A 17,513-nucleotide genomic window follows, 5' to 3' on the forward strand; every position below is an offset into this window, starting at 1 on the left:
TTCCGCGCGTTGCGGATATGCTCGCGAGCCGCCGATTGCCTGCGCATACGGCGATGCGATGGTGTGGCAACGGCTTGCGATGCCGATGCTGCGGCCAGCGCCGCAATGATTGTCCATGCAACGATCTGGCGCATGGCGTCTCCTCAAGCTCTCAGGCCGCGAAGCGATGTCGCTTCGCGCGGCGTCTCGAGGATGTCGCGCCGGAGGGGGGCTGGATAATCCGGAAAGACTATCCAGCCGGAGCGGAAATGCTCCGCTCCAACAGGTGTCGAACGACCGCAGGACCGCTTAGTATTTCCGGTAAAGCCCGATCAGCTTGCCCTGAATCTTCACGCGGTTCGGCGGAAGGATGCGGACCTCGTAGGCGGCATTGGCGGGCTCGAGCGCGATCGAGGCGCCGCGACGGCGGAAGCGCTTGAGCGTGGCCTCCTCGTCATCGATCAGCGCCACCACGATGTCGCCGGTGTCGGCGCTCTCGTTGCGCTGGATCAGCGCCATGTCGCCATCGAGGATGCCGGCCTCGACCATCGAATCGCCGCGCACTTCGAGTGCGTAGTGCTCGCCCGAGCCGAGCATGTCGGGCGGTACGCTGATGGTGTGGCTGCGGGTCTGCAGCGCCTCGATCGGCGTGCCGGCCGCGATGCGGCCCATCACCGGCACCGCGACGGGACGCTCGCCCTCGTCAACAGGCGGGCTGGAGCTCGCGCGCACCTTGCCGAGATTGCCCTCGATGACGCTCGGCGTGAAGCCGCGGCGATTGCCGGCAGCGGCCTGGAGTTCGGGCAGCTTGATCACCTCGATGGCCCGGGCGCGGTTGGGCAGGCGGCGGATGAAGCCGCGCTCCTCGAGCGCAGTGATCAGGCGATGAATGCCTGACTTCGAGCGCAGGTCGAGCGCATCCTTCATCTCGTCGAAGGACGGCGGCACGCCGCTTTCCTTCAGACGTTCGCTGATGAACCGCAGAAGCTCGTATTGTTTGCGCGTCAACATCTCGACCAAAGTCCCCCGGTTGATGTCGTTCGATTCCGAGACGATGAATTCAGCGATAAGCCGCTACATCCTCGAAACAAATCATGAACGGACACTATATGTTCGATATGTGTTCCGCAACTGCTTAATTTACCGTGAACGGGGCAAAACTCGCGGAATGCGTGTGCAATGCAGCTCAGGCGGGGAGCCGCAGCACCTCGCAAGGCGTGCCGGCCTCGGCCTTCGGCGCGAACGGCGCGCGCACGAGAAGTACCTGTGCCGCAGCGAGATTCGCAAGCAGAGAGGAGTCCTGATGGCTGACGGGAAGGGCGACGAGCGTGCCGTCGCCGCGCAGCTCCAGGCGCGCACGCAGATAATCCTCGCGCTGGTCGTTGGCCCCGAGATCGCGGCCCAGCACGGCGCGCTCGCGGTGATGATGAATCACCGAGCGGCCTGACAGGGCGCGAATCAGCGGCACCATGAACAGGAAGGCGCATACGTATGATGACACCGGATTGCCGGGCAGGCCGATTACGCGCATGGCGCCGAGCCGTCCGTGCATCATCGGCTTGCCGGGCCGGATAGCGATCTTCCAGAACGCCATCGAGATGCCTTCGCCCTTCAGCGCCTGCTGAACCAGATCGTGGTCGCCGACCGACGCGCCACCGGTCGTGATCAGGATGTCGGCGCCGCTCTCGCGGGCGCGGCGGATGCCGGCGGAAGTGGCCTGCAGCGTATCGGCGGCAACGCCGAGGTCGATGGTCTCGGCGCCCTCACTGCGGGCGAGCGCGTGCAGGGCGTAGCCATTGGAATAGACGATCTGGCCGTATCCGGGCGTGGCGCCCGGCATCACCAGCTCGTCGCCGGTGGCGAGGATCGCGACCTTCGGACGGCGGCAAACGGCAAGCTGCGGGTGGTTCATCGCAGCGGCGAGCGCGAGATCGCGCTCGGTGAGACGGGTTCCCTTGCGCAGCAGCACGTCGCCCTCGCGGAAGTCGACGCCGGCAGGGCGGATGTGCCGTCCGGGAATCGCGGCTTCCTTGATCGTGATGTGCTTGCCGTCGGCGACCGTGTCCTCCTGGATCACGACCGCATCGGCGCCATCGGGAACGACGCCGCCGGTGAAGATCCGAACGGCTTCGCCGGCGCCGACCGTTCCCGCGAACGGACGGCCCGCTGCGACCTCACCGGTCACCGTCAGCCTGGAATCGATCGTGGCCGCATCGGCGGCGCGCACGGCATAGCCGTCCATCGCCGACATGGCTTCGGGCGGCTGCGTGCGCCGCGCCGCGATGTTGTGCGCGAGCACGCGATGGTAGGCCTGATCGAGGGCGACCGTCTCCTCGGCCAGTGGCTCTGTGCCGGCGAGCACGGCGGCAAGCGCGTCGGATACCGGCATCAGGGCCACGGCGAACTCCCGCAACAAATCGAAGCAATCGAAGGACTCGGTCGGCAAGGTTCTAGCCGAGCGGAGGGGCTGAAGCAAAAGACCTCCTCAAGCCAGCGAGAAGTCACGCTTCCTTTCCGCACTGGCTCGGCTTATCTTCGGTCGATGACAAAACTGCTCGAAAAGGCGCTCCAAGCCGTGCGGCAGCTTCCTGCGGATAGCCAGGACGAGATTGCGCGCGCGATTTTGGCTTTGACCGGCAACGGAGGGGAGCCCGAGGAGATTGATTCCGGCCATCTTCCGGCGGTCCTTGAGGGGCTCGCACAAGCGAACCTCCGGCAGTTTGCGTCTGATGCCGACGTCGAAGCCGCGTTCCGCCGTTTCGAGCGATGAAGCTCAGATTCACGGAACGCGCGGCCCACGATCTGATTAGCATTGCCGATTATGTCAGGGAGCACAGCCCGCAAGGCGCGTTGCGCGTGCGCGCTGCGATCCTTGAATCGCTTCAAAATCTCATTCGCTTTCCACGACTTGGACGACCACAGACGATCGAGGGCGTACGCAAACTGGTGACGCGGCGGTACCCTTATCTGGTTTATTACCGGCTGGACGAAAAGGCTGGCGAAATCGTCATTCTCACGATCCAGCATCCCGCGCGGGAACGCGAGCACTCGGACGCCTAAGGAACTCGAGTCCGCCGGGGCATGACCCGGAAGGCGAGACAGACCGGCACGAGGATGGCCATGGCGAGCACGAGGAGGACGAGTGCCACGGCCAACATCGGTCAACTCCCGCTCGGTCGGTCCGGGCCGTCGTCCAGTGTGACGTCGGGAGCTTTGGGACCTTGATCCTTGTCAGGCAGTGGATCGGCCTGGGATTTCAGGTCGGCAGCCTTGCTGATCAGCTTGGCGGAAAGGTCAGAATCCGAGGTGGTTTTGGCGAATTCAAGCAGGAGAGAGGCTTGCTTGGTGAGATAGGTTTTGCCCAGCACGTCGATGAGTCCGATGTAGAAGTCCCAACGGACTGATGAGTCCGGAGGGTGGTATTCCGTTCCGGGAACTCTGTACAAAAATACACAAAGTGATGGGGTTCCTCATCTTCGGCCAATTTAGCTCCGGGAACCGCCGCGCAGCGGCTTCTCGCGGCGACTCCGGCTGGCCTCAGATGCCCAGTGTCTTGAGTGTGTCCCCGACATCTCGCGGCGATGTGACATGCACGGCCTTCAAGCCGCGCGCCCGCGCTCCCTCGATGTTCTCGGCGAGGTCATCGAAGAATACAATGCGCTCGGCCGGCACGCCGATCGCCGCGACGACATGATCGAAAGCCTCCGCATCCGGTTTGCGCAGTCCGATGCTGGACGACAAATACAGCTCGCGGAAATGGCCGAGCAGGCTGGCATATTCCTTCGAGAAATAGTCGACGTGCGGCCGATTGGTGTTGGAGAAGGCATAGAGCGGCATCTGCTTCGCCGCGCGCGGCAGCAGCTCGGCGATGTCTGGCATCTCACCGGCGAAGATCGCATTCCAGCCTTCCAGAAACTGCGCGTCCGAGATGCCGATTCCGAGCGAAGCACGCAGCGAGGCGAAATAGTCCTCGTCGCTGATCTTGCCCATCTCGTGCAGCTGGTAGGCCTCGTCACGCACATAGCGCGCGACGATGGCCTCGGGCTGGCAGCCGGCATGTCCCGCCCAGCAGGCGATCGCCTTGGAGAAGTCGATGTCGAGCACCACGCGCCCGAGATCGAACAGGAGCGCATCCGCGCAGCCGGGAGAGAGCGATGTCATTGCGTCCTTTTCACCTCAGTATCGGCAACTCAGTAGCGATAGGGCTCATGGTCGAACAGCGGGAACGCGCTGAACACGCCAGGCGCGTTGGTCGCGGTCGCCGGATGCAGGCACGATTTATCGACCTCGGCGAATGAGGTGGCGCCCAGGAGGCCAAGGCAGCGCAGCACCTCGTCCTCCAGCAGCTCCAGCATCCGCGCGACACCGGCTCCGCCGGCGGCCGCCAGCGCCCAACACTGCAGACGGCCGATGCCGACGAGGTCCGCGCCCGCCGCGATCGCCTTGACGATGTCGGTGCCGCGGCAAAAGCCGCCGTCGACCATGATCTTGGCGCGGCCCTTCACGGCATCGACGATCTCCGGCAGCACATGCATGGCGCCACGGCCGTGGTCGAGCTGGCGGCCGCCATGGTTGGAGACGTAGATCCATTCGACACCGTGATCGAGCGCGATCTGCGCGTCCTCGGCGGTGGCAATGCCCTTCAGGATCAGAGGGATCTTGAACTTGTCCTTGATCATCTTGACGGTCCGCCACTCCAGGCCCTTCTGGTAGTCGCCTCCGGTGGCGCGCAGGCGGCTCTCGCGCACATAGCGCTTGGCGATGTCACGTTCGCGACGGCTGTAATGAGCGGTGTCGACGGTCAGGCAGAAGGCGGCATAAGCGTTCTGTTCGGCCCGGCTGACGACATCGGCGACGAAGGCATCGTCGCCGCGCACATAGAGCTGATAGAGCCGCAGCGCGTCGGGGGCAGCCTCGGCAGTCTTCTCCAGGCCAGGCTCGGACACCGAGCTCAGCATATGCGCCGCGCCGAAGGTGCCGGCGGCGCGTGCCACGCTTGCCGCGCCATCCGGATCGAAGATCTCGAGCGCGCCGACCGGGGCGAGCACCACCGGCAGGCGCATCCTGCGGCCGAGCTGCTCGACGGAACCATCGACCTTCCGGACATCGCGCAGCACGCGCGGGCGGAAGGCGATCTCGTCAAGAGCCATGCGGTTGCGCCGCATCGTGGTCTCGGTCTCGGCGGCGCCGACGATATAGTCCCAGGCATTTTGGTTGAGGTTGGCGCGCGCCTTCCGGATGAACTCGTGTAGGTTCTGGAACGGCTCGTTGCTGGCGCCGAGTTCGACGTTCCGTTCCGGCCGGATGCGGGGCGCTTCGTTCATTGTTGTCCTCCCGAGAATTTGAAGTCTTGTCGCCATCGCCTATCGCGTCCGGCCCTCCAAAACCATCCTAAAATCGCATAGCTGCGAGGCGCGGGCGGCCCGACGGGTTTCCGCTTGCGCGAAACAGTTTCGGAACGTTGCCAAAAGTTTAGACCTAGGCGAAGGGATTTCTTCGGCGCGGCATCCCGGCCTTGAAGAAACCGGAATGGTATTGTGAGAAGCGGGCTGGATCGCCATTTGCATGGCGTCTCCCAGCCCCAAGAGAACCGCCAAGCAAAAGGCTAGCTCATCCATGCGGAAAACCCTGCTATTCCCCCTGGGCGCGCTCACTGGAGCGTGTCTGACCCTTCTGGTAGCCAGCCCGCACGGCGGAGTATGGGCGGCACGGGCGGCGGCGAGCGCGGATGATGCTTATTCCCAGCTCAATCTGTTCGGCGCGGTGTTCGAGCGCGTCAAGGCGAGCTATGTCGAGAAGCCCGACAATGCCAAGCTGATCGAGGGGGCGATCACCGGCATGGTGACCTCGCTCGATCCGCATTCGCGCTACATGAACGCCAAGGCCTGGACCGAGATGCAGGAGACCACCTCGGGCGAGTTCGGCGGCCTCGGCATCGAGGTCACCATGGAGGACGGCCTCGTCAAGGTCGTCTCGCCGATCGACGACACGCCGGCCTCGAAGGCCGGCATCATGTCCGGCGACCTCATCAGCAAGATCGACGGCGAGGCCGTGCAGGGCATGACGCTCGAGCAGGCGGTCAACAAGATGAAGGGCCCGGTCGACACCAAGACCAAGCTCACTATCGTGCGCAAGGGCGCCGACGCGCCGCTCGATGTCGCGATCACGCGCGAGATCATCCATGTGCGCCCCGTGCGCTTCCACGTCGAGAACGGCGACATCGGCTATATCCGCGTCACCTCGTTCAACGAACAGACCACCGACGGCCTGAAGAAGGCGATCGCGTCGATCTCCAAGCAGGTCCCCCAGGAGAAGCTCGTCGGCTACGTGCTTGATCTGCGCAACAATCCGGGGGGCCTGCTCGATCAGGCCGTGTCGGTGTCGAGCGCCTTCCTCCAGCGCGGCGAGGTCGTTTCGACCCGCGGCCGCAGCCCGGAAGAAACCCAGCGCTTCACTGCGCATGGCGGCGATCTCACCAAGGGCAAGCCGCTCGTGGTGCTGATCAACGGCGGCTCGGCCTCGGCCTCGGAGATCGTGTCCGGCGCGCTGCACGACCACAAGCGCGCGACGCTGATCGGCACGCGCTCGTTCGGTAAGGGCTCGGTGCAGACCATCATTCCGCTCGGCGCCGGCAATGGCGCGCTGGCGCTGACCACGGCGCGCTACTACACCCCGTCGGGCCGCTCGATCCAGGCCCAGGGCATCGCGCCCGACATCGAGATCCTCCAGGACGTGCCGCCCGAGCTGAAGGGCCGGATGGACACAATGGCTGAATCCCAGATGCGCGGGCATCTGCAGGCCGCCGACGGCACCGAGCAGACCGGATCGCAGTCCTATGTCCCGCCGGAAGAGAAGGACGACAAGGCCCTGCACGCGGCCTATGACTTCCTTCACGGCGTCACCGCGAATGCGGTTGCCGCCAAGCGCGCGACGAAGGCTACGGTTCCGAACTAAATCCGACGACCTCCAGATATGGATCGCCCGGGAGTGGATCACCGCTTCCGGGCGAATTCCGTCTGGGGCGCTGTCTCGAAGACCTAACCGGCCTCGCGGCGGCGGCTCTCGCTGCCTTCGCGCCGGGCGAGCCGGCTGCGATGCAGCGCGAACAGCTCCAGCATCTTGTCGGCCGGCTTGGCGGCGCTGAACAGGTAGCCCTGCATCTCGGCACAGCCAAGCGTTCGGAGCAGGCGCCGCTGCTCCTCGGTCTCGACGCCCTCGGCCGTGGTGGTCATGCGGCGGGCGGCCGCCAGATTGACGACGGCCTGAACGATGCTGGCGGAGCCGTCGGGGCGGGCGATGTCGTCGACGAAACAGCGGTCGATCTTGATCTTGTCGAAGGGGAAGCGGTGCAGATAGCTCAGGGATGAGTAGCCGGTGCCGAAATCGTCGAGCGCGATGCGCACGCCGATGGCACGGAGCTGGTGCAAGATCGCGAGCGCGGCATCGTCGTCGCGGATCAGGACCGCCTCGGTGATCTCGAGTTCGAGCCGGCTCGCCGGCAGGTTCGATGCCGCGAGCGCGGCCATGATCTTCAGCGCCAGTGTGCCGCTCTTGAACTGCACCGGCGAGACGTTGACGGCGAGGCGGATGTCGTCGGGCCAGCCTGCTGCGTCCCGGCACGCGGTCGCCAGCACCCATTCGCCGATCTCGTTGATCAGGCCGGTGTCTTCGGCGATCGGGATGAATTCGGCCGGCGAGACCATGCCGCGCTCGGGATGGCGCCAGCGCACCAGCGCCTCGCAGCCGGTGATGCGGTCGTCTTTGAGGCCGAGGCAGGGCTGGTAATAGACCTCTAGCCCGCCTTCGCGCCCTCCTTGGGCGATGGCGCGGCGCAGGTCGCTCTCGAGCTGGCGCCGCTCGCGAACCTTGGCATCCATGGCCGGCTCGAAGAAGCGGCAGGTGCGGCGCCCGGCCGACTTGGCCGCGTACATCGCCATGTCTGCGTTCTTCAGGATCTGGTCCAGCACTGTTCCGTGTTCCGGCGCCAGCGCAATGCCGATGCTGGCGTCGGTGGTGAGATGATGGCCCATGCAGTCGAACGGCGTGCGAATGGCTTCGAAGACCCGCGCGACGAACTCGTTGACCTGCTCCAGCGACGTCACCGCGCTCTGCACGATGGCGAATTCGTCGCCGCCGAGGCGCGCCACGAAGTCTGCCGGGCCCGCACAGCGGCGGAGGTTCGCCGCGACCGATTTCAACAGCTCGTCGCCGACGAGATGGCCGAGCGCGTCGTTGACGCCCTTGAATTCGTCGATATCGATGTAGTGCACCGCGATCTGTTCGCCGTCGCGGACCGCAGCCAGCTCATGGCGCAGATGTTCGTGGAACATGGCGCGGTTGGGCAGGTCCGTCAGCGCGTCGTAATGAGCGAGGTGGGTGATGCGCTCCTCGATGCGGCGGCGCTCCGTGACGTCTTCATGGGTCGCGACCCAGCCGCCATCCGCGAGCGGCTCGTTGAGGATGTGGATCGAGCGGCCATCGGAGGTGTCGATCACCATGGAATTACGGACATGGATGTCCTTCAGCACGAGCGCGACGTAAGCGTCGACGTCGCCCGCGAACGAGCCGGTTGCCTTGCGATGGGCGATGATGTCGTGGAAGCTGGAGCCGGGCCTTACGATGTCGGCCGACAATCCATACATCTCGATGTAGCGGTTGTTGCAGACCACGAGCCGATGCTCGGCATCGAACAGCAAAAGGCCTTGCGTCATGTTGTTGACGGCGCGGTCGAGCCGCTGCTTTTCCAGCGTCAGCCGTTCGCGCGAAAGGCGGTGCTGCTCCAGCAGCTTGCGCACGATCGCGATCAGCACGCCTGCGATGGCGAGCGCGGACGAGGCGGCCACCGAGATCAGGATGCCGATCTGCTCGCGCCAGTCCGTGAGGGCCGCCGCGCGCGTCGTGGTGGCCATCATCAGGATCGGGAAATGGGGCAGGGCGCGCGCGGAGATCAGCCGGTCCTCCCCGTCGACAGGGCTTACGAAACGGCCGGCGAAGTGATCGAGCCCGAACACCCTCTGCTGCTCGAACGAGCCGGTCTTGAAATTCCGCCCCATCAACTCGCTGGAATGGGGATAACGGGCGAGCAGCGTGCCGTCCCGATGCAACATCGAGATCGTCGCGCCTTCGCCGAGCACGACAGAGGCGAAGAATTTTTCGAAGTTGGCGGGTTCGATTCCGCGCCCGACGACACCGAGGAACTCGCCGCTTGGCCCGACGATCTTGTGCACGATTAGGATCGTCCATGCGCCCGAGATCCGGCTATGAAGCGGCTCGATCAGGACGTCCGGCGAGGAAGGGTCATATTTGAAAGTCCGAAAATAGGCGCGATCAGCGACGTTTACTTTCGGGGCTGGCCACGCCGTCGACGAATTGATCACGTTGCCTTCGGCATCGATGATGGTGACGCCGCCGATATAGGGCAGCGCCTCGATCTTCGATCGCAGCATTCGGTGGACGTCCTCGCCGGAGAGGCGCCTGCGATAGTCTTCCCCGGTCGTGATTCCGGTCGTGCGGACGTGGTCGACGAAGTCCTTCTGGATGACCGCGAAATCCTGCAATTGCTGGTCGAAATGGTGAGCGAGCAGCAGCACCGTGTTTTCCAGCTCGCGACCGGAGTTGTGCAGCGCGCGCTCGCGGAAGTTCTGTGCCATCAGCGTTGCGCCAACGGCGATCGCGGCGATCAGGAAGATTCCGCCCACCACTAGCCAGCGGATCGGCCCGCTGCGCGTGAGCACGGCCTGGTCGAGGAGGCGGTTGCGGAATCTGGTCATGATCTCGATCGCTGTCGTACACACGCCAGGATCAATTCTTGAGCCCGGAAACATCCGCTGGTTTACGGGAACGGTGTGGAGGTAAAGTTAGCAAGGGCGGTTAACGCAGGGTGAAGACGCGCGCGCAAATGCAAGCGATCTGCGGTGGTGCGGGAGGCAAGTCGCTTAAGTAAGCCGCTTCAGGCGCGGTAATGGCCGGACTTGCCGCCGAGCTTCTCGACGAGATGGATAGCTTCGATGCGCACGCCGCGCTCGACCGCCTTGATCATGTCGTAGATGGTGAGGCAGGCAACCGAGACCGCGGTGAGGGCCTCCATCTCGACGCCGGTCGGGCCCGTGACCTTCACGCTGGCGCGAACGAGGCAGCCCGGCAGTTTTGCATCCAGCTCGATGTCGAGCGTCACCTTCGACAGCGCGAGCGGATGGCAGAGCGGGATCAGCTCGGAGGTGCGCTTGGCGGCCATGATGCCGGCGATGCGCGCGGTGCCGAGCACGTCACCCTTCTTGGCGTTGCCGGACACGATCAGGTCGAGCGTTGCCTTGGTCATGACGACGCGGCCTTCCGCGACCGCAAGCCGCTCGGTCGCGGGCTTGTCCGAGACGTCGACCATCCGCGCCTCGCCGGAGGCGCCGATATGGGTGAGGGCGGGGCCGGCCTTGGATTTGACCGTCTTCGTCGTACCTGGCTTCTTGGCTGGCTTGCGCGCCATGTCAGCGCGTGCCCGTCGCGCGCGCCGTCGTCTTGCGCGCGAGCAGCGCGCGCGTCGCCGCGGTAACGTCGGCCTGCCGCATCAGGCTTTCACCGACCAGGAAGGTCGACATGCCGACGCGCTCGAGCCGGGCGAGATCTTCGGGCGTGAAGATACCGCTCTCGCCGACCATCAGCCGGTCGCCGGGAATCAGCGGCGCCAGCGCCTCGCTGGTCGTAAGCGTGGTCTCGAACGTGCGAAGATTGCGGTTGTTGACGCCGATCATCGGCGAACGCAGTTTCAGCGCACGGTCGAGTTCGGCCCGGTCGTGAATCTCGATCAGCACGTCCATGCCATAGGCGATGGCAGCGTCTTCGATATCCCTGGCAGCGGCATCATCGAGCGCCGCCATGATGATCAGGATGCAGTCGGCGCCGTGCGCGCGCGCCTCGACCACCTGAAAGGTGTCGAACATGAAATCCTTGCGCAGGACCGGCAGCGACGTTGCCGCGCGCGCCGCCACCATGAAGTCGAGATGGCCCTGGAACGACGGCGTGTCGGTCAGCACCGAAAGGCAGGCTGCGCCGCCCGTCTCATAGGCTTTTGCGAGCGCCGGCGGGTCGAAATCGGCGCGAATGAGACCCTTGGAGGGCGAGGCCTTCTTGATCTCGGCGATCAGCGCGTAGTCGCCATCGGCACGCTTGCTCTTGATTGCGCGCAGGAAGCCACGCGGCGCGGAGGCGGCCTTGGCTTGCGCTTCCACGGCGGAGAGCGGACGCGTCCGCTTCGCCGCCGCGATCTCCTCGCGCTTATAGGTCTCGATCTTGGTCAGGATGTCGGACATGCGCATTCAGCCGTTGGAGACCGTGACCAGGTGCCTCAGCTTCGCGTTGGCAGCGCCGCTGTCGATGGAGCGGGCGCCGATCGCGACGGCGTCCTTCAGGTCCTTGGCGCGGCCGGCCACGACCAGCGCGGCGGCGGCGTTGAGCAGCGCCACGTCGCGATAGGGGCTCGGCTTGCCGTCGAGCACGCTTTGCAACGCGATCGCGTTGGCGTCGGCGTCGCCGCCCCTGAGCGCACCGGCCTCGCAAAGCGAAAGCCCAGCTTCCTCCGGCGTCACCTCGAAATTCCGGATCTCGCCATTTTGGAGCGCGGAGACGAAGGTCGGGCCGGTGAGGGTGATCTCGTCGAGACCGTCGGAACCGTGCACCACCCAGGCGGATTCCGAGCCGAGGTTCTTGAGCACCTGCGTCAGCGGCTGCACCCATTGCCTTGAGAACACGCCGACCATCTGTCGCTTCACACCGGCGGGGTTGGACAGGGGCCCAAGCAGGTTGAAGATCGTGCGCGTCGCGAGCTCGACCCGGGTCGGGCCGACGTTCTTCATGGCGGGATGGTGGGCGGGGGCAAACATGAATCCGATGCCGCATTCGCGCACGCAGCGTCCGACCTGCTCCGGCTTGAGATCGATCTTCACCCCGAGCGATGCCAGCACGTCGGCGGCGCCCGAGCGCGAGGACAGCGCGCGGTTGCCGTGCTTGGCCACCGGCACGCCGGCGCCCGAGACGATGAAGGCGGCGCAGGTCGAGACGTTGACCGAGCCCGAGCCGTCGCCGCCGGTGCCGACAATGTCGACGGCGTCGGGCGGCGCCGTCACGGTCAGCATCTTGGAGCGCATCGCCGCAACAGCGCCGGTGATCTCGTCCACGGTCTCGCCGCGTACCCGCAGCGCCATCAAGAGGCCGCCCATCTGCGAGGGCGTGGCCTCGCCACTCATCATGGCGTCGAAGGCGGAAGCGGCTTCGTCACGCGACAGGCTGGCGCCGGTCGCCACTTTTCCAATGATCGATTTCAGGTCGTCCATCGCGTGCTTTCAACTCACTGGTTCGCGCCGGTCACCTGCGCGAAGGCGGCCTGATTAATGGTGGTCCCGATGTCGGTTTCAAGCTTGTTGACGTAGGAAGCGACCTGCTCCTCGGTCTGGGCCCGGTCGAGGCTCTCCTTCAGCTTCTTGACCGCGTCCGAGGCAAGGTCGACCGTGGGGTCGACGATCTCGGTGACGCGGAAGACGATCACCTCGCTGCCGCCGCTCACGGGCGTCTGTCCGACGCCGTCCTTGGCGGTGCGGAACGCGGCCGACACGACGATGGCGGGGACGCCGGCGGGCGAATCGTCGCGCTTGAAGCCGGTCGCGGTCTCGACCTTGGCGCCGATCGCTGCCGCTTCATCCGCGAGCTTGCCGCCCGATTCGAGCTTCTGCACCATCTCGGTCGCCTTGGCCTTCAGCTTGGTTGCGATCTGGTCCTGGCGCCAGCGCGCCTCGACTTGGTCGCGGACCTCGTCGAGATTGCGGTCGCGCGAGGGCGTGATGGCGAGTACGTCGTACCAGACATAGCCGCCCTTGAACGAGATAGCGTCGTTGTCGACGCCGACATCGGTGTTGAAGGCCTGCGACACCACGTCGAGACCCTGCGGGATGTTGGCGACCGGCTGGCCGTTCGGGGCGCGGCCGGAGCGGTCGACGGCATCGATGGTCACGGCGGTGAGGCCGAGCTTCTGTGCCGCGTCGATCACGCTGGAGCCGCCGCCGCGCTCGTCCTCCATCTTGTCGCGGAGATCGGCAACCTTGACGCGCGCGCGCTCGGTGGCGATCTCGCGCTTGATGTCGCCGGCGAGGCTGGCGTAGTCCGCCTCCTTGCCCGGCTCGATCTTGTCGACCCTGACGATGGACGTGCCGAGCGCGCCCTGGATTGGTTGGCTGATCTCACCGGCCGGAAGCTTGAAGGCGGCATCGCCAACCGCGGGGTCGAGCGAAGACTTGGTGACGAGGCCAAGGTCGACGTCGGAGGCACTCAGCCCGCGTTCCTTGCCGAGATCCTCGAACGACAGCCCGCCGACCAGGCGCTCGCGTGCGGCTTGCGCTTCGCCGACGTTCGGAAACACGATCTGCTGGATCTGTCGCTTCTCCGGCGTGCCGAGCCGGTCCTTGCGCTGGTCGAACACCTTCTTGGCGTCCTCGTCCGACACCTCGCTCCACTTGCCGATCTCTTCCGGCGAGATCACGACGAAGGCGATCTTGCGGTATTCGGGCGCGCGGAACTGAACCTTGTGATCCTCGAAATAAGTGGCGAGGGCTTCGGGCGAGGGCGCGTCGATGGTGCCTGCCTGTGCGGCGTCGAGCTTGACGAATTCAATGGTGCGCTGCTCGTTCTGGTAGCGCGTCAGAACGTCGATCATGGCCTTCGGCGGCTCGATGCCGGCGCCGATCGTGCCGGTGATCTGGCGGCGCAGCGACACCTTGCGCTGCTCGGCGACATAGCGCTGCTCGGTATAGCCGAAATTGCGGATCACGGCCTGGAAGCGGTTCGCATCGAAATTGCCGCCGACGCCCTTGAAGTTGGGATCGTTCATGATGACCTGGCGGATCTGGTCATCGGACTGGCCGAGCCCGAGCCGGCGCGCCTCTTCGTCGAGGGCGGCTTCCGCGATGGTCTGCTGCAGTACCTGGCGGTCGAGGCCGAAGGCCCGCGCCTGGTCGGGCGTCAGCGGACGGCCGAACTGGCGGCTGATCTGTTGCAGGCGGTCGGTGTAGATCTGGCGGAACTCGTTCAGCGAAATCTCGGTGCTGCCGATTCTGGCCACCGTGGACTGCCCGAAGCCACGGAAGATGTCGGCGATGCCCCAAATGCCGAAACTGACGATCAATACGCCCATCACCACGGCCATAATGGTCTTGCCGAGCCAGTTTGATGAGGCCTTGCGCATTCCTCGAAGCATTTGGTCCAACTTGTTGGTCAGGAGGGGAACGGGAGCGCGTCTTAATGCAGATTCCGCAAAAGCGCGTCACCAAATTGATAGATCATCATAAAGTGGCGGCTTTCCCCCCGCAACCTTGCCACGGGTCTCCCTTGAGATCCGCGGTTAAAGGCCTCTAGGTCTGGAACTGCCGCGACAGCTCTGCTAGCGCATGCACAAACCTCATTTTGCTGGACATTGACATGACCGACGCCATCCGACCGCTGATCGCCGGCAATTGGAAAATGAACGGCCTGAAGGCCCAGGCTGCCGAATTCGACGCCATGCTCAACGGTGCGGCAGACGTAGCCGGCAAGGCCGACCTGTTGGTTTGCCCGCCGGCGACCCTCGTCGCCGCCTTTGCCGAGAAAGCGCGTGGCAAGAAGGTCGCCGTAGGGGCGCAGGATTGCCACCCCAAGGCCTCCGGCGCCCATACCGGCGATGTTGCCGCCGAAATGCTGGTGGATGCGGGCGCAACCGCCATCATCGTCGGCCATTCCGAGCGCCGCGCCGACCATGGCGAGGGCGACGCGCTGATCCGGCAGAAGGCCGAGGCGGCCTGGCGCGCCGGGGCGACGGCGATCGTCTGCATCGGCGAGACGCAAGGCCAGCGCGACGCCGGCCAGACCCTGGACATTGTGCGCGGCCAGCTCGACGGCTCTCTGCCCGATAGCTCGACCGCAGCCAATCTGGTCGTGGCCTACGAGCCGGTCTGGGCGATCGGCACCGGGCTGACGCCGACAGCCAAGGATGTCGAGCAGATTCATGGCTTTATCCGGGAACTCCTGATCTCCCGGTTCAAAGCCGAGGGCGCGAAGATGCGGATCCTCTATGGCGGCTCGGTCAAGCCCTCGAACGCGGCCGAGCTGATGGCGGTGAAAAACATCAACGGCGCGCTGGTCGGTGGCGCCAGCCTGAAGGCGGCCGATTTCCTTGCGATCGCCAGAGGCTGCCCTTAGCTAACCCAAAGCGTTGATCTGGACCTGATCGGGGGTGGCAATACCCGTCCCGATCGTGTAACACCGCGCAACTTCAGGAAAACCCGCGAAGCGCGATCGGCCGCCGTCAGGCGCCGCCCGCTTGTGACGGAAGGATATTATGCAGACCGTTGTCATCGTCATCCACCTCATGATCGTCGCCGTCATGATCGGTGCCGTGCTGCTCCAGAAGTCGGAAGGCGGCGGCCTCGGCATGGGGGGCGGCGCGGGCTTCATGTCGAGCCGCGGTACGGCGAACCTTCTGACGCGGACCACCGCGATCCTGGCCGTCGGCTTCTTTCTCACCAGCCTGTTCCTGTCCTGGTACGCCGGATACGACCGCAAGCCGTCGTCGATCATCGGCCAGCCGGCGCAGACCCAGCCGGCCGGCGGAACGCCGATCGCGCCGCCGACCTCGGGCGGCATCCTGGATTCGCTGAAGAAGGCCGATGAGCAGCAGCAGGCTCCGGCTCCGAGCGGCCCGCAGGTGCCGCGCTCGCAATAAAGCAGGGGGGCCATGCAGGGCAGCCGCTACCGTCCTGCATCAACAATCCCCATCAAGGCACTGTCACCACTCTTAGTTCTGGCTCACCCACAGGCCCGCAAAATCTTTGGGGCGGAATGCGAATCGCTTTGGCGAATCGTATTTGAGGGATTAGAGGTTAAGTCCCATGGCGCGGTACATATTCATCACCGGCGGCGTGGTTTCCTCGCTCGGCAAGGGTCTGGCTTCGGCGGCACTGGGTGCCCTGTTGCAGGCCCGGGGCTACAAGGTCCGCCTCCGTAAGCTCGACCCCTATCTCAATCTCGATCCCGGAACGATGTCGCCGTATCAGCACGGCGAAGTGTTCGTGACCGATGACGGTGCGGAGACCGATCTCGATCTTGGTCATTACGAGCGCTTCACCGGGCGGCCGGCGACCAAGGCGGACAACATCACGACGGGGCGCATCTACCAGGACATCATCTCCAAGGAACGGCGCGGCGATTATCTCGGCGCGACCATCCAGGTGGTTCCGCACGTCACCAACGCGATCAAGGAATTCGTCCTCGACGGCAATGACGATTACGATTTCGTGCTGGTCGAGATCGGCGGCACGGTCGGCGACATCGAGGGCCTGCCGTTCTTCGAGGCGATCCGTCAGCTCAAGAACGAGCTGCCGCGCGATCACGCCGTCTATATCCATCTGACGCTGCTGCCGTACATTCCGAGCGCTGGCGAGCTCAAGACCAAGCCGACGCAGCACTCGGTGAAGGAGCTGCGCTCGATCGGCATCCAGCCGGACATCCTGCTCTGCCGCACGGACCGTGCGATCCCGAAGGAGGAGCGGCGCAAGCTCGGGCTGTTCTGCAACGTGCGGGAAAGCGCCGTGATCGAGGCGCGCGACGTCGACAACATCTACGCGGTGCCCGAGGCCTATCACAATGCGGGCCTCGACGACGAAGTGCTCGCCGCCTTCGGCATCGCCTCGCGGATTCCGCCGGAGCTGTGCAGCTGGCAAGAGATTAACGAGCGCATCCGCAACCCCGAGGGCAACGTCACCATCGCCATCGTCGGCAAATACACCGGCATGAAGGATGCGTATAAGTCGCTGATCGAGGCGCTGTCGCATGGCGGCATCGCCAATAAGGTGAAGGTCAACCTCGACTGGATCGAAAGCGAGATCTTCGAGAAGGAGGATCCGGCGCCGTTCCTCGAGCACGTCAACGGCATCCTGGTGCCCGGCGGTTTCGGTCAGCGCGGTGCTGAAGGCAAGATCAAGGCGGCGCAGTTCGCGCGCGAGCGCGACGTGCCGTATTTCGGCATCTGCTTCGGCATGCAGATGGCGGTGATCGAGGCTGCGCGAAATCTGGTCGGCATCGAGGACGCCAACTCCACCGAGTTCGGCCCGACCAAGGAGCCGCTGGTCGGCCTGATGACGGAGTGGCTGCGCGGCAACGAGCTCGAGAAGCGCTCGCAGGCCGGCGATCTCGGCGGCACGATGCGCCTCGGCGCCTATCCGGCAACGCTCAATCGCGGCAGCCGCGTCTCGCAGGTCTATGGCGGCGCGACGGAGATCTCCGAGCGTCACCGCCATCGCTACGAAGTCAACACTGCCTACAAGGATCGCCTCGAACAGCACGGGCTGAAATTCTCAGGCCTGTCGCCCGACGGCGTGCTGCCTGAAATCGTCGAGTACGAGGATCATCCCTGGTTCATCGGCGTCCAGTTCCACCCCGAGCTCAAGTCGCGCCCGTTCGAGCCGCATCCGCTGTTCGCCTCGTTCATTCAGGCGGCGGTGGTGCAGAGTCGGCTGGTCTGA

The 17,513-nt window shown here is 65.0% G+C and carries 16 protein-coding genes; 6 read left to right on the forward strand and 10 right to left on the reverse strand.

Going from position 1 to position 17,513, the window contains the following annotated elements; all coding sequences use genetic code 11:
• Positions 1–288: 288 nt before the first annotated feature.
• Together lexA and glp are read right to left on the reverse strand one after the other, a co-directional pair.
• Positions 289–990, reverse strand: coding sequence for a transcriptional repressor LexA (gene lexA / locus P6U29_RS20375; protein ID WP_100230812.1), 702 nt, complete (start codon positions 988–990; stop codon positions 289–291).
• A gap of 175 nt (positions 991–1,165) precedes the next feature.
• On the reverse strand, positions 1,166–2,377 hold the full coding sequence (gene glp, locus P6U29_RS20380) for a gephyrin-like molybdotransferase Glp (RefSeq protein WP_407119168.1): 1,212 nt from the start codon (positions 2,375–2,377) through the stop codon (positions 1,166–1,168).
• A gap of 144 nt (positions 2,378–2,521) precedes the next feature.
• Here glp and P6U29_RS20385 point away from each other — a divergent pair, with 144 nt between their 5' ends.
• Both P6U29_RS20385 and P6U29_RS20390 read left to right on the forward strand, forming a co-directional pair.
• A complete protein-coding gene (locus tag P6U29_RS20385; protein WP_407119169.1) occupies positions 2,522–2,749 on the forward strand; it encodes a hypothetical protein in 228 nt (75 codons plus the stop codon).
• Positions 2,746–3,039: a type II toxin-antitoxin system RelE/ParE family toxin gene (locus P6U29_RS20390; RefSeq protein ID WP_407119170.1), complete on the forward strand. Its 294-nt coding sequence runs from the start codon at positions 2,746–2,748 to the stop codon at positions 3,037–3,039. Before P6U29_RS20385 ends, P6U29_RS20390 begins: the two co-directional genes overlap by 4 nt.
• Before the next feature lie 101 nt (positions 3,040–3,140).
• Here P6U29_RS20390 and P6U29_RS20395 read toward each other — a convergent pair whose 3' ends face one another.
• From P6U29_RS20395 to P6U29_RS20405, 3 genes are all read right to left on the reverse strand, one after another.
• Positions 3,141–3,347 carry a hypothetical protein gene (locus P6U29_RS20395; RefSeq protein ID WP_407119171.1) on the reverse strand — a complete coding sequence of 69 codons (207 nt, stop codon included), beginning with the start codon at positions 3,345–3,347 and terminating at the stop codon, positions 3,141–3,143.
• A 169-nt stretch (positions 3,348–3,516) separates the two neighbouring features.
• Entirely contained in the window at positions 3,517–4,140 is a 624-nt protein-coding gene (locus P6U29_RS20400; protein ID WP_407119172.1) for an HAD-IA family hydrolase, read from the reverse strand.
• A 29-nt stretch (positions 4,141–4,169) separates the two neighbouring features.
• Positions 4,170–5,303, reverse strand: a complete 1,134-nt coding sequence (locus P6U29_RS20405) for an alpha-hydroxy acid oxidase (RefSeq protein WP_407119173.1) — start codon at positions 5,301–5,303, stop codon at positions 4,170–4,172.
• 292 nt (positions 5,304–5,595) lie between these two features.
• On the opposite strand from P6U29_RS20405, the gene P6U29_RS20410 reads away from it, so the two are divergent.
• Entirely contained in the window at positions 5,596–6,933 is a 1,338-nt protein-coding gene (locus P6U29_RS20410; protein ID WP_407119174.1) for a S41 family peptidase, read from the forward strand.
• An 83-nt stretch (positions 6,934–7,016) separates the two neighbouring features.
• Here P6U29_RS20410 and P6U29_RS20415 read toward each other — a convergent pair whose 3' ends face one another.
• From P6U29_RS20415 to P6U29_RS20435, 5 genes are all read right to left on the reverse strand, one after another.
• Positions 7,017–9,749: an EAL domain-containing protein gene (locus P6U29_RS20415; protein WP_407119175.1), complete on the reverse strand. Its 2,733-nt coding sequence runs from the start codon at positions 9,747–9,749 to the stop codon at positions 7,017–7,019.
• Positions 9,750–9,928: 179 nt separating this feature from the next.
• Positions 9,929–10,459: a cyclic pyranopterin monophosphate synthase MoaC gene (moaC, locus tag P6U29_RS20420; protein ID WP_407119176.1), complete on the reverse strand. Its 531-nt coding sequence runs from the start codon at positions 10,457–10,459 to the stop codon at positions 9,929–9,931.
• Position 10,460: 1 nt separating this feature from the next.
• On the reverse strand, positions 10,461–11,282 hold the full coding sequence (gene trpC / locus P6U29_RS20425; RefSeq protein WP_407119177.1) for an indole-3-glycerol phosphate synthase TrpC: 822 nt from the start codon (positions 11,280–11,282) through the stop codon (positions 10,461–10,463).
• Positions 11,283–11,288: 6 nt separating this feature from the next.
• Positions 11,289–12,302, reverse strand: a complete 1,014-nt coding sequence (gene trpD, locus P6U29_RS20430; RefSeq protein ID WP_407119178.1) for an anthranilate phosphoribosyltransferase — start codon at positions 12,300–12,302, stop codon at positions 11,289–11,291.
• Between the two features lie 14 nt (positions 12,303–12,316).
• On the reverse strand, positions 12,317–14,215 hold the full coding sequence (locus P6U29_RS20435) for a SurA N-terminal domain-containing protein (RefSeq protein WP_407119179.1): 1,899 nt from the start codon (positions 14,213–14,215) through the stop codon (positions 12,317–12,319).
• Positions 14,216–14,436: 221 nt separating this feature from the next.
• Between P6U29_RS20435 and tpiA the strand changes: the two genes are divergently transcribed.
• The 3 genes from tpiA (at position 14,437) to P6U29_RS20450 (ending at position 17,513) form a co-directional block, all read left to right on the forward strand.
• Complete coding sequence (gene tpiA / locus P6U29_RS20440) at positions 14,437–15,192, forward strand: triose-phosphate isomerase (protein ID WP_407119180.1); 756 nt, start codon at positions 14,437–14,439, stop codon at positions 15,190–15,192.
• 139 nt (positions 15,193–15,331) lie between these two features.
• Entirely contained in the window at positions 15,332–15,715 is a 384-nt protein-coding gene (secG, locus tag P6U29_RS20445; protein ID WP_407119181.1) for a preprotein translocase subunit SecG, read from the forward strand.
• A 166-nt stretch (positions 15,716–15,881) separates the two neighbouring features.
• Positions 15,882–17,513 (forward strand): CTP synthase, encoded by a 1,632-nt coding sequence (locus tag P6U29_RS20450; protein ID WP_407119182.1) that lies wholly within the window; start codon positions 15,882–15,884, stop codon positions 17,511–17,513.

The organism is Bradyrhizobium sp. LMG 9283, assembly GCF_045571415.1.
In the GTDB taxonomy this organism is placed as follows: Bacteria; Pseudomonadota; Alphaproteobacteria; order Rhizobiales; family Xanthobacteraceae; genus Bradyrhizobium.

Coding starts and splice junctions, on each gene's coding strand:
- lexA (WP_100230812.1), bottom strand. CDS start 990: ATGTTGACGCGCAAACAATACGAGCTTCTGCGGTTCATCAGCGAACGT.
- P6U29_RS20385 (WP_407119169.1), top strand. CDS start 2,522: ATGACAAAACTGCTCGAAAAGGCGCTCCAAGCCGTGCGGCAGCTTCCT.
- P6U29_RS20390 (WP_407119170.1), top strand. CDS start 2,746: ATGAAGCTCAGATTCACGGAACGCGCGGCCCACGATCTGATTAGCATT.
- P6U29_RS20400 (WP_407119172.1), bottom strand. CDS start 4,140: ATGACATCGCTCTCTCCCGGCTGCGCGGATGCGCTCCTGTTCGATCTC.
- P6U29_RS20405 (WP_407119173.1), bottom strand. CDS start 5,303: ATGAACGAAGCGCCCCGCATCCGGCCGGAACGGAACGTCGAACTCGGC.
- P6U29_RS20410 (WP_407119174.1), top strand. CDS start 5,596: ATGCGGAAAACCCTGCTATTCCCCCTGGGCGCGCTCACTGGAGCGTGT.
- P6U29_RS20415 (WP_407119175.1), bottom strand. CDS start 9,749: ATGACCAGATTCCGCAACCGCCTCCTCGACCAGGCCGTGCTCACGCGC.
- moaC (WP_407119176.1), bottom strand. CDS start 10,459: ATGGCGCGCAAGCCAGCCAAGAAGCCAGGTACGACGAAGACGGTCAAA.
- trpC (WP_407119177.1), bottom strand. CDS start 11,282: ATGTCCGACATCCTGACCAAGATCGAGACCTATAAGCGCGAGGAGATC.
- trpD (WP_407119178.1), bottom strand. CDS start 12,302: ATGGACGACCTGAAATCGATCATTGGAAAAGTGGCGACCGGCGCCAGC.
- P6U29_RS20435 (WP_407119179.1), bottom strand. CDS start 14,215: ATGCTTCGAGGAATGCGCAAGGCCTCATCAAACTGGCTCGGCAAGACC.
- tpiA (WP_407119180.1), top strand. CDS start 14,437: ATGACCGACGCCATCCGACCGCTGATCGCCGGCAATTGGAAAATGAAC.
- secG (WP_407119181.1), top strand. CDS start 15,332: ATGCAGACCGTTGTCATCGTCATCCACCTCATGATCGTCGCCGTCATG.
- P6U29_RS20450 (WP_407119182.1), top strand. CDS start 15,882: ATGGCGCGGTACATATTCATCACCGGCGGCGTGGTTTCCTCGCTCGGC.